Source organism: Streptococcus oralis (genome assembly GCF_023109195.1).
Lineage (GTDB): Bacteria > Bacillota > Bacilli > Lactobacillales > Streptococcaceae > Streptococcus > Streptococcus oralis_BV.
The window spans coordinates 1-13,393 of sequence record NZ_JALDUB010000002.1 but is presented as its reverse complement, the minus strand read 5'-3'; the positions used below and the strand labels follow the sequence as shown (position 1 = coordinate 13,393).

The following is a 13,393-nucleotide window of genomic DNA, read 5'->3' as shown; positions in this document are numbered from 1 at the left end:
CACAAACACGTTACCATTGACCGTGATAGTGAATAGATTTCCGATTTTTCGTTTTTCTGTAACCTTGCCAGTTATCTGTGCCTTGCTATCAGCGTGATAAACTAGCAAGGGTTAATCTAGCTGACTGCGTTGCATAAATAGTAGGCAAGTTGTTAGTAAGGCATAGCCAATTAAGAAGCGTTTCATGTGTCAACCTCCTTGACTCTCATAAATTTCGGCATTTCACCGTGATATTCTTCAAGAAGAAAATATTTTCTGCAGCACTCAGCGTAGTCATAGGTTTTATTAACCTTTAATTTTTGCTTGAGTGTTTTCTTAAATTTCTTCGGACATACAGCAAATGAAACTTTATCATCGACAACTATCCAGGCTATAAAATATCTATACGAATAATTATAGTGTTTTCGTTTTTGTCTAAGATTCATCACTCCACCTCCTCAAAATAACTATAAAATTTACTTAGGTTCACAATAGCGACCTCTTCAACGGAATGTTTTTCGATATCAAAGTCTGGATCATTTTTCCCAAACTCTTTCTTTATGGCTTTTTCAGCAAGCGAAGGTAAAGCGAATATACTTGCTCCGTTTTTTAAGGCGAATGGATTTCCATGTTGATTCACTATTCGATACCCTATATCAAACGGTCTGATTTCCCTTGGGACTTTTATGCATTTACTTTGATTCTTCATTCCTTCTTCAAGCGTTTGTGTCATCCCTCAACCTCCTCAATCTCAATTCCTGGGCAATCGAATACCCAGCCGAAGTGGGCTTCTTCTAGTTCTTTACGGGTGTGTTTTGTTTTATAAAGTGAGTTATCTTCCCGATCTGAGAAAAGCCATTTTTTCGAATGTTTTTCGCGGTTTAAAGTTTCGTGATTTCCACAAATCCCTTTCACCTTTACCACATACCGCTTCTCTTCCTCTACCCTGTAACCGTCAAACCAAGCTAGCGCAAATGTTCTTTGGTTATCCTCATTTTCTAACCACTTATTAACCCCAGGACCTCCATACGTCATACCACCAGATAAAGAGTAAACAGATTTTGCTACCTCAATCCAATCAGCTACAAACTGCGGAATCACTGGTTTATTCAATTCTTGCCGAATCTTATCAGCATCTTTCAATTGATTATCAACCCATGCTCCCTCAAGTTTGCCTTGCTCGTAGCCACTACGGTATTTCATTGAACCGTAGTCGTCACCTAATTCTTTAAGAATGCCGTTAAGCCATCTGGTTTGAGTTGTTGGATCGAACCCTCTGATTCGACCAACAACATCCTTTAATTTGAACGGCAACGGTTCTGGTTCGTCCAAAGACCGTAAGTCTTTCAAAACTAAATCAACCGAGGTCATTTTTTTCTTGCTAGCTTTAAATTTTTCATATCGTTCAATTAGTCCCTGTATGTTCATTCTCAAATTCCTCATTTTCTTCAAAGTCTTCAACAAAAAAATAATTGACATTCTTAGGATTGACGGACAAATTTCTAATCCTCATCAAATTCCCATTTTTGGCTTTCTTCGTTTTCCATTTTTTGGTACCCTCTACGGGTCACACCAATAGCTTTAGCAACATCCTCTTGTGTATCGCCTGTTTGTTGTCTTAATTGTTTCAGTCTGTTCATCCTTCACAACTCCCTAAAACGGCAATCCATCATCTGGAATATCCATCGGATCACTAGCTCCGAAAGTTGGTGGCATCTGATTTTCCATACTCGAATGGTCCGCAGTCTTATCTCGCTTTTCCAAAAGCTGAAAGCTCTCAGCTACAACTTCCGTCACATAGACACGTTGACCTTGCTGATTATCATAGCTACGAGTCTGGATGCGACCTGTGATTCCTACCAGGTTCCCTTTTTTGCACCAGTTTGCGAAATTTTCAGCCTGCTGGCGCCACATGATGCAACTGATAAAATCAGCTTCACGATCACCTGCCTGATTCTTAAAATTGCGATTCACTGCCAAACTGAATGTCGCAACTGCAACATTTGATGGTGTGTATCGCAACTCAGGGTCACGAGTCAAGCGACCTACCAAAACAACATTATTGATCATCTTTCTTTTTCTTTCCTGTCACACATTCCACGACTGAGTAACCAATAAATAAGCACAGAAAAGTTATGCAAAATTCTTTAATAAGTTCAATCATTTTCTTCTCCTTCTTCATTTTCTAAAACGGCATCCTGTATAAAAGTATTGCCAATTTCATAGTATTTGTATTCCTTAGCTGTCACTTCAAAACTTTCTTCAACTTGCTTATTTCCTGCATACCCTGAAACGACTAGAATATATCTTCTTTTGGTTCTGGTTGGCACCAGTACCGAACTTTTTCCAGACACCACTGGTATGAATGTTGTGTGAGGTTCGTCAATGTACTTGTCTACAACCGTCCCACTCGAAATCTGGTGACATGCTACGAGGAAGGATGCAAATAAAACAACACATAGGATTTTTAAATATCTCACTCCTTGACCTCCAAAAGCTCAGGATTTTCGTAGACGTTGCCTTGAAGATATACGTCACAGTTTTCAATACAGTCGAATAGATTATCCCAGACCTCTTTTTCTGTGCGTATATCTAACAACCTAAACATACCGTTATCAAAGATAACTTTTGCTCTACCGCTATCTTCAAATTCATCCCAATAGGTCCAAAGGATAACATCTCCTTCAAAAATTTCCTTGTCAAAATCGTCTTTGAGACCTGTTGATTGCATGAGATCGTAGCTTTTCATTTCCTCTTTTGTTACACTGCCGTTTTTGTAAGTTGCCATGATAGCTTGCTTGTCCAAGAGTAGTGCATTAACTTGTACCATTTCTTTAAACTCTTTATCCCATGCTCTGTATCTTTGTATCATCACAAATCCTCTTCTTTCACAAACACTCCGTCAATCATCTTACCTTTGCGGTCCTTGATGACTTCATAAGCTTCTTCTAAACAATTTTCAGCTGTAGTGCCATTGCAAAATGAAACCGTACTAACCACGCTATCAAGAAACATCAAATCTGCTTTGATTAACGGAATTTGTGTTTCATTGTGGCAGATATGAGCATATAGCTTCTGAGCGATATTGCCCAAACTGGAAACCATCAACAATAATTCAAGTTCCTGTTGATTGGCTGAAATCTGAGCACCGTTCTTTATTTGTTGCTCAAGTCCAATCAAAACCACCTGAATGTCACCAAGCGCATCGTAAATCAGTTCAGATTTATCCTTTGCAATGCCTTCAAACAATTCTCCTGACTCTTCCATCAGCTTTAAGAATTGCTTTACAGGATTCGCTTCATGTAGATTTCTTTCAACAAACCACTGCTGAACCTTTTCTTCCAAATTCATTTTCGTATTCATCTTATTTTTCCTCTCTTTTCTTCGTAATCAAGTAGTAGCAATCAGCTGCTCCGTAGTCAATCCTGATATTGTCTCCACTCATGCTTTTCCGAAATCGTGGATGGTTGATAGCTGAGTAACTAGCTTGATGTTTCTTTAATTCATTGATTGCGCTATGTATGTGGCCAAAACTCCCAATGAGTATCTTGCGGTGACCGTTGTAAATGAAATAGAGTTCAATCATCTTTACTAAACTCCTTGTAAATTTTTTTGAATATTTCTGACACCAATTTTTCAGGTATATTAGATCTCTCATTGTATGATTTTGAGAAGTTTTTCCACTCGATATCCTGCTTGATAATTTTATTTTTAAGATTAAGTTCAATATTGCTTCCAAAATTCGTCCGTTTTTGTAAAGGATAATCATAATTATTGTATCTAGCTAGGTTTTTGTAGGGAATTCTGAATCCAATAATGTCTTCAATGTAAGGCCACAGTCTGTCAGCTGCTGGATTCTCAATAACCCAAAATTGTGGTCTATATCTTTTTATGATTTCTATTGTGTTGAAAGCTGTTAGCTCGCCATTGACCCTTTTTAAAAATTGCCTGTCGTACTGATAATTTATATAGGCTGACTCATAATCTTGATTTGCCCTGATCGTGAACGGTGAAGGTCTTACTTGTGGAGCGAACAAGCTATCAGAAACATCATTGCGTTTCCAACACGCATTTCCATTTTCCATTGTAGAAGCATTTGACCATGATTCGCATGGTGGACTAGCTATTACAAGGTCAGGTTTTGGTAATTTGTCTAACACGTCAAAGAGCGTGTTATCTCCAAATAAACGTTTGTAATCAGCAAGGTCTAGATTTATGAAATGATTGTTCTTGTTTTCTATATCCATTCCGATTGAATAGATTTCAATATTCGCCCCCCCCGAACTATTCAGAGAGTTAGCACCCTTAAAGTAAGAACCGTTTCCACTATCAAAGAGTGCCCAGACTGTCATTGTCTTTATGATCGATACCTCCAATCATCCCTTCACCTGAATCACATAGAAATTCCCAAATGATCTAAGTGCCTTAGCCACCTGCAATGCGACCGCACGAGAAACGAACCGAATAGCTCCCCTTTCTTCTGAAAACGAGATATCAATTCCAGTCACACCGATTGTGACAGCCCTCAAGTACGGTTTTTCTTCTTTTGTTCCGTGTTTCAAAATAAACATCAGTTTCTTCCTTTCTCTAGTTTTTCTAGCATTTCTTGTTTCTTCCTCTCAAGGTCCTTTTTGGTCTCATCACTGGTATTATTAACGTAATTAGGTTGTGACCATTCAGGAACATTTGATTTCTGATTGCCTGAGCGATTGCTGATTTTACTTTCCTTGTACGCTCGCTCACATTCATTAACTGCTGCAATAGTCAAAACCCCATCGTTTTTCCAATTAGTCAAAATCGCTCTGATATAACTAAAGTTCCTTTTACCATTGTCAGCAGCAAGACCAATTGCTTTCAGGACAACTTTCGCTTCCATACCATCCAATGTGATGAACTCTTTTAAGATTTCAAATTGAGTTCCATCCAACGGAGCGATACGAGATTGATATTCTTCGACGATGAGTTCGACTGGATTTTTATCTACATCTTTCTCTATCTCTGTATCTATATCTTTCTCTATATCTCCGTTACGCTTTGTTTCATCGTTGTTACATTGTAACGCTAATTGATTCTCTCGAAATTTGCGAACCCTTCTGGCGCTTGCGGTTTCACTACCTACCATCTCAGGAACTTGCTCCAAAAAATAGTCTCTATCTGATTTTCTAGTCAGCAGACCTTTGCTTTCCAAAAATAGCAAAGTAATTTTGATGTCTTCAACATTCTCATCAATCATAAGAGCAATTTCTTCAGCAAGATTGTCAGCGAGTCCATCGTAGTAGATACACCCTCCATCTTCCAAGCTGATCAACATCATTTTGAGATAGATAATAGTGTGTGTATCGCCACCAGCAATCTTCCGAAGCAATTTCATTTCTTTTGATTTGAAAAAATCCTGAGTGAGTTGAATCCAGTAGTATCGCTTGTTTTTAACAGCCATTGATACCCTCCATTTCTCTACTAATCCACAAATGTTTCTTTTCGAGTCGCGGGATCAATATCCACACGTCGACCTGTTTTAAAATCAATAAACCCTTTTTCAACTTGAGGCGTTTGAAATTGAATCTTCTTTTTCGATCTCATGGCCATTTTAAGCTTGATATTCATCATCAGCGATTCAATCAAGACTACTGATACTACTGTGCCTACTGCGATAATTTGTAAATTGTTCATGTTTTTTATCCTCTTTTTGTGCTATAATATAGTCAAATAATTTTGCTAAGACCTTGTCCAGAAGCCTTTTAGTAAAGTTATTATAGTTGATTTGAGAGCCATTCCTTGATGGCTCTTTTTGACCATTTCTTACCAGGTAATTCCTTTGGAAATCCCTTCATGTAACGATAATTATTTGAAAATGTGTCATAGTTGATTCCTAGAAATTCACAGGTAGTGCCTACATCCATCAGCTCTGGATAGTGGTCGCTATCTTTTTCTATTTCAATCAACCTTGTGATTGTGTCCTTGATAATGGATTTAATCCAGTCAGATAGTGAAAGTAGAACATTGTCCATCTTCTTCCCCCTCCTACACTTCGTCAAATGAGTTCAATTTCATGATTTTCATCTTAGTATTGGTGCTTGGTTCCCAAGTCATCCAATATTTCAACGCTGCTTCTGCGAATTTCTTTGGCAGTAAGTCATAGCGACTGATATTAAAATGATCCTTGAAATCAATCTCTGCTTGCCTGAAGACAGATTGAGCGAAGATTTTGTCAGCATAAGCTGGACTGTCAATCCCACCCAAGCAAGCTACTACACGAGCCTTACGCTTCTTCAGGAGTGATTGAGCATAGCTCGGATGAATCGGTTGCTCACTCTTGAGATAGTCAATGTCTTCCAGCATGGTCGCCTGTTGCTCACGCAATTTCTTTTGTCCAGTAAATAGAGCGATAAAGGCATCCTCGTCCAAGTCCTCACGGATGAAACCACCCTGCTTGCGAATGGCTGGCAAGACCTCTGATGTCACCCAGCGCTTGAATTCTTTTGCTTGTGGTAGCTTACTTGAAAGGATGAGAGAGTAGAGACCAGATTCGTTGATAACTGTCTGATTTCTCATTTGACCTGCCGTCGCAATTTGCGACGTTAGCTTATCATCTTCATCAACGTGTTTTGCCAATGCATCTCTTGAATTTACATATCCAAGAATCTCTGCTATATCTTTCCCGACAAACCAAGGCTCGTCATCAATTGTCAAAGTACGGACATCCTGTCCGTGAAAATTAAAAATTTCGTTCATATTCCTCTCCTCTAACACTAATTTCTATGATTAGGTGTTTTTTGTTGCATAGCACGTTTTCTGATAGCCTTCCTCAAACAATCAGCTAGGCGAATCATGTCAGGAATATTGCATCCCTTGATGGAACTAATAGCACCCAAAGCCTCATAATAGGTTTCAGTGTGTGCCAAAACATCGTCAACCATATTTTCAAAATGTTTCTCAATGATTTCTTTGATAAGATCGTTATTTTGTTTCTTTTCGTTCATCTCCACCCTCCTACTCAAGCACCTTACTGCCGACTACCAATCGTTTAACGACAACGTCCATCTCCTTAAATTCGGCATTCTCTGCACAGTAGCGGACGCTCTCGCTGATGATGTGACAAATAGATACTCCGTACTCGTTCGCCAGCTCCGTAGCAATATCCCAAGCATCTTTGTCAATACGTGTTACTTTTTGCGCTGCGTTGTTCATAATATTCCTTTCCTTACTTTCCCCAGTGTTAAAATAGTTTCCCAAACATCTAGTCCCTCAAGACTGTCGATCATCATCTGACTCAGTTGATGATTTTTCTTCTGCCAATTCTGTATTATTTTTACTTGCATGTATGGACCTCTTAGTGATTTCTCCAAGGGTTTTCAATACCCAAAATATCTATGACTTTTTCTTTCACATAATCACTTCCTTTGCCATACTTCAGCAGTTCTGAAATGACCGATGGTGTTACAAATACTTGTTTTGCCAACTCAGCTTGAGTCATATCCAGCTCAATCAAGCGAGTTTTGATTTTAGCCTTGATTATCTTTAGCTCTTTACTCATATTCTTCCTTTCTATTGTTCTACCCTTTCTGCTATAATAAAATCAGAAGGGAGGTGATCTAATGACACTGTCTGACAAAGAAATCGCTTTAGAACTTACAAAGATTACCGTCGAACACTTTAATATTAGAGTTGCACAAAGTATCCGACAATCTGGATTAACAGACGAAATCATTGAACAATTCTACAAGCGATTCTATGAAACTGTTACGAATTTAAAAGATAATCATCCAGAATCGTAACATCTATTTTGAGCACATCTTCTGGATGTGCTTCTTTAATGTAAGCAATTTTTTCAATAGCTTCATTTACAGACATACTTCTTAGAGAGATACTCAGCTTTGCCATTCCCTCTCCCCCTTTCTTTTTGAAAAATTATCTAAAAAGTTAGCGAATTTCTTGACATTGATAAATAAATTTATTAAAATCAAAACATAGAGAAAAGACTTACTAAAAAGTAAGGTTCTACCTATAAAACGGACGCCAATCAGTTTCATTAGGCTTTATTTTTTAGTTGTCTTGTTCGCTAACTCTTTAGCTTACAAAAACTATTGTAGTAAATTTATTAAACTTTGTCAACGGTTTTGTAGTAAATTTATTAAATATTTTTTGTCATGCCTTAGAAAGGTTGATGTATCAATGTTTTTCACATTTGAAAAAATAAAAGAATTGGCTGACAAACAAGGTATTTCATTAAATAAACTTGAAGAAAAACTAGGTTTTAGCAGAAATACAATTTATAACATGAAGAAATCCACTCCAAATGTTGAACGAGTTTCAATGATTGCTGACTACTTCAACGTGTCCACAGATTATCTACTCGGTCGCACGGATAACCCAGCAATCGCTGGTAGTCATGACTACAAATGGGAAGGTAAGACTCTAAACGTTGAAGAAATGGCATCAAATGTCATGATGTTCGGCGGGCGAGAATTAACAGACGAAAAGAAGAAAATCATCCAGTCTATCATTGAAGGTTATCTGAAGGAAGCTGGTGATTAGAGGTATTGCTTAGTGACTGAAAAAGAAATTATAAGTCATTTTCAGGTTCGTATTATCGATTTTGACGGCAATCTAATGCCAGATGAACTTGGATTTTATGAAAAAGAAACCAATACAGCTTTCCTGTCGAGTAAGCTCAGCAAAAAAGAGAGAGTTAAGGTCCTACTTCATGAACTGGGCCACAAGGACCACACACGATCAGAGTACCAGATCGCTCGCCTACGATGTGAAAACGAAGCTGATAGAATGATGATCCATCATCTCGTAAAAGACGCGATAGAAAGCTTAGAAGACCCTACAGAGTTTGATTACCTCAAATTCATGTCCTACTACAATCTTAAAACTATGACAAATGAAATCATGGTAAAAGAGGAATACTTAGCATTAGTAAATTAAAAATAGCATTGAAGATATTTATATAGAGGGAAAATATATGCAAAAGACTGTTGAAAAAATATTATTCAGAGTCGCTGGAGTGACAAAATATAAAAAAGCAGTAAAAGAAGCTTGCAATATGATTGCTGAAGACAATGGGATTCCAGAGTATTCAAAATACTATGGTGATTTATCAGCTAAGGAAATCAAGGAAGAAGTTGAAGAATACGGTCTAAAAGTCTTTAAGTATCGAGATTTAGATATTTTTAATATTGAACTCATTCCAGAAACGGATAATAAATATGATTCCAATGCTATAAAAGTTTTGATTTTTGATAATCATGTAGGATACGTCCCTGCAACAGTTGCTAAATCTATCCGTAAATATTTTGATGATGAAAGATATCATTTCCTAATAGAATGTGAGATAAAAGGCGGTCCATATAAAGAATGGGACGAGTATGAAGAAAAAGTTGTCACAAATAATGACTTGGATGTTGGTTTTGAAATTTACCTTACCATTGTTGATTCTTCACAAAAAGAAGTAATTCAGAGCGAATCATCTGAGATAATTGATGATAACATTTCCAATAAAGAAGTTACTAAAACTGAATCTATTGAAACTAAAACAACTGAAGCTGAACATATTGAACAAAATATTGTTAGTGACAGTTTCGCTGATATAGTAAATGAGATTAATCTTTCAGAAACATCTCCTAAGAAAAAACTTCCTGCCAATAAAATCATATTTTCAGCACTGTATATTTTCTTAGTCTTTTTTGGAGTTGTTGGTATTCCAATCGCTCCATTCCTTGCAGTCCCTTTGACAGCTTGGAGTTTGTATAAACTATACAAACTATTCAGAAAATAAAAAAAGCCCCACAATCGCCCTCGCCAAAGTTTGATTGTGAAGCTTACCCTTATAAAAAATCAGCCATTAAAAAGGCCTCTTTTCTATATTCTATTTTACACCATGAAAGGGGTGATGTCAATATTCTCAACGTTTAGACCTTGTCCAGAAGCTAATAAACAAGGAGAATACAATGAAATACAATAAAACAAAATACCCAAATATCTATTACTACGAGACTGCTAAAGGCAAGCGATATTATATCAGACGCTCTTTCTATTTTCGTGGTAAAAAGAAAGAGATTACTAAAAGTGGTCTCACAACCCTTCCACAAGCTCGTGCAGCCCTGACAGAGATTGAGCAACAAATCCACGATCAGGAATTGGGTATCAATACGAATCTAACACTTGATCAGTATTGGGATATTTATTCGGAAAAGAGATTATCAACAGGGCGCTGGAATGACACTTCCTACTACCTCAATGACAATCTTTATAAGAACCACATCAAACCAAAGTTTGGTTCTGTTCTGCTTAAAAATTTGGATAGAAATGAGTATGAACTATTTATCGCTGAAAAGTTGCAGAATCATACCAGATACACTGTTCAAACCCTCAATTCCAGCTTCATGGCATTGCTAAACGATGCCGTGAAAAATGGAAACCTACTCTCAAATCGTTTGAAAGGTGTATTCATTGGCCAGAGTGATATCCCTGCCACTAATAAGAAAATTTCACTGAAAGAGTTCAAGTCTTGGATTTCTAAGGCTAAAGAAATCATGCCAAAAGAATTCTACGCTCTTACCTATCTTACCATTTTTGGATTAAGAAGAGGAGAAGTCTTTGGATTGCGCCCAATGGACGTCACTCAGAACGACAGCGGACGGGCTATACTGCATCTTAGAGACAGTCGAAGCAACCAGACCTTGAAAGGGAAAGGAGGGCTTAAAACAAAGGATTCAGAGCGCTACGTTTGCCTTGATGATATCGGAACAGACCTTATCTATTATCTGATAGCTGAAGCTTCTAAGATTAAGCGAAAGTTAGGGATTATCAAGGAACAACAAAAAGATTATATCACCCTGAACGAAAAAGGTGGTCTCATCAATCCAAACCAGTTAAATAGAAACTTCAATCTAGTGAATGAAGCGACAGGATTGCATGTAACACCTCACATGATGCGTCACTTCTTCACAACTCAAAGCATTATTGCAGGTGTTCCGCTTGAACAATTAAGCCAGGCTCTGGGCCATACAAAAGTCTATATGACTGATCGTTACAATCAAGTAGAGGACGAACTTGCTGAAGCGACAACAGACCTATTTCTTAGTCATATTCGCTAAAAAAATCCCCGACAAAATCTCAAAAAGTCCCCGACAATTCCCCGACAAAAATCCGAAAAATACCGAAAAATACCGAAAAATTATTTTTAGAATAGTCCCCAAAAGCCTGAAATAGAGCCAAAAAACTCCACCTGATTGGGTGGAGTTAAGGGAGATTATTATGAAAAAGAAAAGTTTAGGATATTTGTTACAACAAGTTAGGAGGTCTTCCTGTAACTGTCTATAGTATACCCAACCTGTCTTAAACTAATCTTAAAAATCTCCTATGACCAAACACTTTCTAAAATATTAGTTTGTTCACGACCAGGTCCTACTGAGAAAGTTGAGATACGAACACCAACCAACTCGCTTACACGACGAACATAGTTACGTGCATTCTCAGGAAGGTCTTCTAAATTACGGACTCCAGTGATGTCTTCTGACCAACCTGGCAATTCCTCGTAGATTGGCTTGCAACGTTTCAACTGCTCAAGACTAGCAGGATAGTAATCAATACGTTGACCATCAAGATCATAGGCCACACAGATTTTCACAGTATCCAAACCACTCAAAACATCGATAGAGTTCAATGAAAGATTGGTAATCCCAGATACACGGCGGCTGTGACGCATCACAACTGAGTCAAACCAACCTACACGACGTGGACGACCAGTTGTTGTACCGTATTCATGACCTACTTCACGGATGCGATCCCCCACTTCATCAAATAATTCAGTTGGGAAAGGTCCGTCACCTACACGACTCGTATAGGCTTTACAAACACCTACAACCTTGTCAATCTTACTTGGGCCAACACCAGACCCAATTGTCACACCACCAGCGACAGGGTTTGACGACGTAACAAATGGATACGTACCTTGGTCGATATCTAGCATAACACCTTGCGCACCTTCAAACAGCACACGTTTGCCATTATCAAGCGCATCATTCAAGATAACGGATGTATCTGTCACGTATTGCTTGATTTGTTGACCATACTCATAGTATTCTTCAAAAATATCGTCAACTGAAATAGGGGTACTATCATATAATTTTTCAAACAAACGATTCTTTTCCGCAAGATTGCGTTCCAAACGTTCACGGAAAATATCCTTATCCAAAAGATCCGCAATACGAATTCCAACACGAGCAGCCTTATCCATATATGCTGGACCGATTCCCTTGATTGTAGTACCAATCTTATTGTCACCCTTAGCTTCTTCCTGCAAGCGATCCAACTCAATGTGGTAAGGCAAAATAACATGCGCACGATCAGAAATACGCAAGTTATCAGTTGTCACACCTTCATCATGAAGATAGCTCAACTCTTTCACAAGAGATTTAGGGTTTACAACCATACCGTTTCCAATAACTGAAATTTTTTCAGGGAAGAAAATTCCAGATGGAATCAAGTGCAACTTAAACTTTTTACCATCAATAACAATGGTATGACCTGCATTATCACCACCTTGGTAACGAGCAATCACTTCCGCATTGGCTGAAAGAAAATCTGTAATTTTCCCTTTACCTTCATCGCCCCATTGGGTACCTACAACAACAACTGAAGTCATAATAAAATTCGTCTGAGCTACTAGGAGCTCGTCCTTTCTCATATACATGGCAGGAATTTCACCCGCAATTATATCTTACAATTTATTATAAGAAAAAAACACTATTTTATCAAGAAGAAACAGTAGAAAAGATTTGGAAATTCTTTCATTTCTAAATACAGAAGCCTTTGATTATAAGCTAATTCTATATTTTTTAAAAACTAGCTACAACTATCGTTCGTAATTATGATATAGATGCTTCCTATTGGATAATAGTTGTACCACCTTGCAGGAATTTATCTAGATATAGACGATAAGCTGTTTTAAAGTGATATAGTGAAAAGTCCCTATCACTTTTTATTTTAAATCGGATTAAGTAATATAGTAAAAAACGAAGATGAAGTGATTCCCACTCTGAACAACTCTGGCCTAAAGAGACATATTCTTGTTCAACTAGTTTCAAAAAGACGAATGCTCGATCATAAAATTTCTGAAGCATATAAAAATTCCCTTTCTTATTAGTAACACTAGTCTAACAAAAAAAGGAACTAAAAAAGCTTCAAATCCTATAAAAGAAGAATTTAAAGCTAAACGAACTAAAAATAAAATAAAGAGGTAATTATAGATTTAAAAATTAAAATTTGAAATTTCAACAGTCCACTATATTTATAAATAAAAAAACGCTCAGTTGAACGTTTCGATTTATACTCCGCCAGTAGGACTCGAACCTACGACATCATGATTAACAGTCATGCGCTACTACCAACTGAGCTATGGCGGATA

The 13,393-nt window shown here is 37.5% G+C and carries 25 protein-coding genes and 1 tRNA gene; 4 read left to right on the top strand and 22 right to left on the bottom strand.

Annotated elements, in window-relative coordinates; genetic code table 11:
- Positions 1 to 182: 182 nt before the first annotated feature.
- From M1F65_RS07435 to M1F65_RS07345, 19 genes are all read right to left on the bottom strand, one after another.
- Positions 183 to 425, bottom strand: a complete 243-nt coding sequence (locus M1F65_RS07435; protein ID WP_223327206.1) for a hypothetical protein — start codon at positions 423 to 425, stop codon at positions 183 to 185.
- Positions 425 to 712: a hypothetical protein gene (locus tag M1F65_RS07430; RefSeq protein WP_247925718.1), complete on the bottom strand. Its 288-nt coding sequence runs from the start codon at positions 710 to 712 to the stop codon at positions 425 to 427. Before M1F65_RS07430 ends, M1F65_RS07435 begins: the two co-directional genes overlap by 1 nt.
- Positions 709 to 1,407 (bottom strand): DUF1642 domain-containing protein, encoded by a 699-nt coding sequence (locus M1F65_RS07425; protein WP_247925717.1) that lies wholly within the window; start codon positions 1,405 to 1,407, stop codon positions 709 to 711. Before M1F65_RS07425 ends, M1F65_RS07430 begins: the two co-directional genes overlap by 4 nt.
- Positions 1,408 to 1,481: 74 nt before the next feature.
- Positions 1,482 to 1,619 (bottom strand): helix-turn-helix transcriptional regulator, encoded by a 138-nt coding sequence (locus M1F65_RS07420; RefSeq protein ID WP_247925716.1) that lies wholly within the window; start codon positions 1,617 to 1,619, stop codon positions 1,482 to 1,484.
- Positions 1,620 to 1,632: 13 nt separating this feature from the next.
- Complete coding sequence (gene ssb, locus M1F65_RS07415; protein WP_247925715.1) at positions 1,633 to 2,049, bottom strand: single-stranded DNA-binding protein; 417 nt, start codon at positions 2,047 to 2,049, stop codon at positions 1,633 to 1,635.
- Between the two features lie 86 nt (positions 2,050 to 2,135).
- Positions 2,136 to 2,459 carry a 3-dehydroquinate synthase gene (locus M1F65_RS07410; protein ID WP_247925714.1) on the bottom strand — a complete coding sequence of 108 codons (324 nt, stop codon included), beginning with the start codon at positions 2,457 to 2,459 and terminating at the stop codon, positions 2,136 to 2,138.
- Positions 2,456 to 2,851, bottom strand: a complete 396-nt coding sequence (locus M1F65_RS07405; protein WP_247925713.1) for a YopX family protein — start codon at positions 2,849 to 2,851, stop codon at positions 2,456 to 2,458. The genes M1F65_RS07410 and M1F65_RS07405 overlap by 4 nt, the downstream gene beginning before the upstream one ends.
- The gene (locus M1F65_RS07400) at positions 2,851 to 3,342 is read right to left on the bottom strand and encodes a MazG-like family protein (RefSeq protein WP_247925712.1); all 492 of its coding nucleotides are present in this window, start codon (positions 3,340 to 3,342) and stop codon (positions 2,851 to 2,853) included. Before M1F65_RS07400 ends, M1F65_RS07405 begins: the two co-directional genes overlap by 1 nt.
- A gap of 1 nt (position 3,343) precedes the next feature.
- Positions 3,344 to 3,565, bottom strand: a complete 222-nt coding sequence (locus M1F65_RS07395) for a hypothetical protein (RefSeq protein WP_247925711.1) — start codon at positions 3,563 to 3,565, stop codon at positions 3,344 to 3,346.
- Positions 3,558 to 4,331, bottom strand: coding sequence for a DNA cytosine methyltransferase (locus M1F65_RS07390; RefSeq protein WP_247925770.1), 774 nt, complete (start codon positions 4,329 to 4,331; stop codon positions 3,558 to 3,560). Before M1F65_RS07390 ends, M1F65_RS07395 begins: the two co-directional genes overlap by 8 nt.
- A 24-nt stretch (positions 4,332 to 4,355) precedes the next feature.
- A complete protein-coding gene (locus M1F65_RS07385) occupies positions 4,356 to 4,550 on the bottom strand; it encodes a hypothetical protein (protein WP_084867840.1) in 195 nt (64 codons plus the stop codon).
- Positions 4,550 to 5,416, bottom strand: coding sequence for a phage replisome organizer N-terminal domain-containing protein (locus tag M1F65_RS07380; RefSeq protein ID WP_247925710.1), 867 nt, complete (start codon positions 5,414 to 5,416; stop codon positions 4,550 to 4,552). The genes M1F65_RS07385 and M1F65_RS07380 overlap by 1 nt, the downstream gene beginning before the upstream one ends.
- Before the next feature lie 20 nt (positions 5,417 to 5,436).
- Positions 5,437 to 5,649 (bottom strand): hypothetical protein, encoded by a 213-nt coding sequence (locus M1F65_RS07375; protein ID WP_247925709.1) that lies wholly within the window; start codon positions 5,647 to 5,649, stop codon positions 5,437 to 5,439.
- Between the two features lie 80 nt (positions 5,650 to 5,729).
- Complete coding sequence (locus M1F65_RS07370) at positions 5,730 to 5,987, bottom strand: DNA-binding protein (protein ID WP_247925708.1); 258 nt, start codon at positions 5,985 to 5,987, stop codon at positions 5,730 to 5,732.
- Positions 5,988 to 6,000: 13 nt separating this feature from the next.
- The gene (locus tag M1F65_RS07365; RefSeq protein ID WP_247925707.1) at positions 6,001 to 6,711 is read right to left on the bottom strand and encodes an ORF6C domain-containing protein; all 711 of its coding nucleotides are present in this window, start codon (positions 6,709 to 6,711) and stop codon (positions 6,001 to 6,003) included.
- Positions 6,712 to 6,728: 17 nt separating this feature from the next.
- Complete coding sequence (locus M1F65_RS07360; protein ID WP_247925706.1) at positions 6,729 to 6,959, bottom strand: hypothetical protein; 231 nt, start codon at positions 6,957 to 6,959, stop codon at positions 6,729 to 6,731.
- A gap of 10 nt (positions 6,960 to 6,969) precedes the next feature.
- Positions 6,970 to 7,167, bottom strand: a complete 198-nt coding sequence (locus M1F65_RS07355; RefSeq protein WP_001865136.1) for a hypothetical protein — start codon at positions 7,165 to 7,167, stop codon at positions 6,970 to 6,972.
- 142 nt (positions 7,168 to 7,309) lie between these two features.
- Complete coding sequence (locus M1F65_RS07350; protein WP_049543935.1) at positions 7,310 to 7,513, bottom strand: helix-turn-helix domain-containing protein; 204 nt, start codon at positions 7,511 to 7,513, stop codon at positions 7,310 to 7,312.
- Positions 7,514 to 7,719: 206 nt separating this feature from the next.
- A complete protein-coding gene (locus M1F65_RS07345) occupies positions 7,720 to 7,860 on the bottom strand; it encodes a hypothetical protein (RefSeq protein WP_247925705.1) in 141 nt (46 codons plus the stop codon).
- A gap of 291 nt (positions 7,861 to 8,151) precedes the next feature.
- Here M1F65_RS07345 and M1F65_RS07340 point away from each other — a divergent pair, with 291 nt between their 5' ends.
- The 4 genes from M1F65_RS07340 to M1F65_RS07325 all read left to right on the top strand — a co-directional run bounded on the left by M1F65_RS07340 (position 8,152) and on the right by M1F65_RS07325 (position 11,081).
- Positions 8,152 to 8,514: a helix-turn-helix domain-containing protein gene (locus M1F65_RS07340; RefSeq protein WP_038804348.1), complete on the top strand. Its 363-nt coding sequence runs from the start codon at positions 8,152 to 8,154 to the stop codon at positions 8,512 to 8,514.
- Positions 8,515 to 8,526: 12 nt separating this feature from the next.
- Positions 8,527 to 8,910, top strand: a complete 384-nt coding sequence (locus M1F65_RS07335) for an ImmA/IrrE family metallo-endopeptidase (protein ID WP_049543941.1) — start codon at positions 8,527 to 8,529, stop codon at positions 8,908 to 8,910.
- A gap of 37 nt (positions 8,911 to 8,947) precedes the next feature.
- The gene (locus M1F65_RS07330; RefSeq protein ID WP_049543942.1) at positions 8,948 to 9,760 is read left to right on the top strand and encodes an HIRAN domain-containing protein; all 813 of its coding nucleotides are present in this window, start codon (positions 8,948 to 8,950) and stop codon (positions 9,758 to 9,760) included.
- A gap of 172 nt (positions 9,761 to 9,932) precedes the next feature.
- Positions 9,933 to 11,081, top strand: a complete 1,149-nt coding sequence (locus M1F65_RS07325) for a tyrosine-type recombinase/integrase (protein WP_247925704.1) — start codon at positions 9,933 to 9,935, stop codon at positions 11,079 to 11,081.
- A 263-nt stretch (positions 11,082 to 11,344) separates the two neighbouring features.
- On the opposite strand, the gene M1F65_RS07320 is transcribed toward M1F65_RS07325, so the two are convergent.
- The 3 genes from M1F65_RS07320 to M1F65_RS07310 form a co-directional block, all read right to left on the bottom strand.
- Complete coding sequence (locus M1F65_RS07320; protein WP_049478107.1) at positions 11,345 to 12,631, bottom strand: adenylosuccinate synthase; 1,287 nt, start codon at positions 12,629 to 12,631, stop codon at positions 11,345 to 11,347.
- 241 nt (positions 12,632 to 12,872) lie between these two features.
- On the bottom strand, positions 12,873 to 13,109 hold the full coding sequence (gene comW / locus M1F65_RS07315) for a sigma(X)-activator ComW (protein ID WP_000939515.1): 237 nt from the start codon (positions 13,107 to 13,109) through the stop codon (positions 12,873 to 12,875).
- A gap of 208 nt (positions 13,110 to 13,317) precedes the next feature.
- Positions 13,318 to 13,391, bottom strand: a tRNA-Asn gene (locus tag M1F65_RS07310).
- Positions 13,392 to 13,393: the final 2 nt, after the last annotated feature.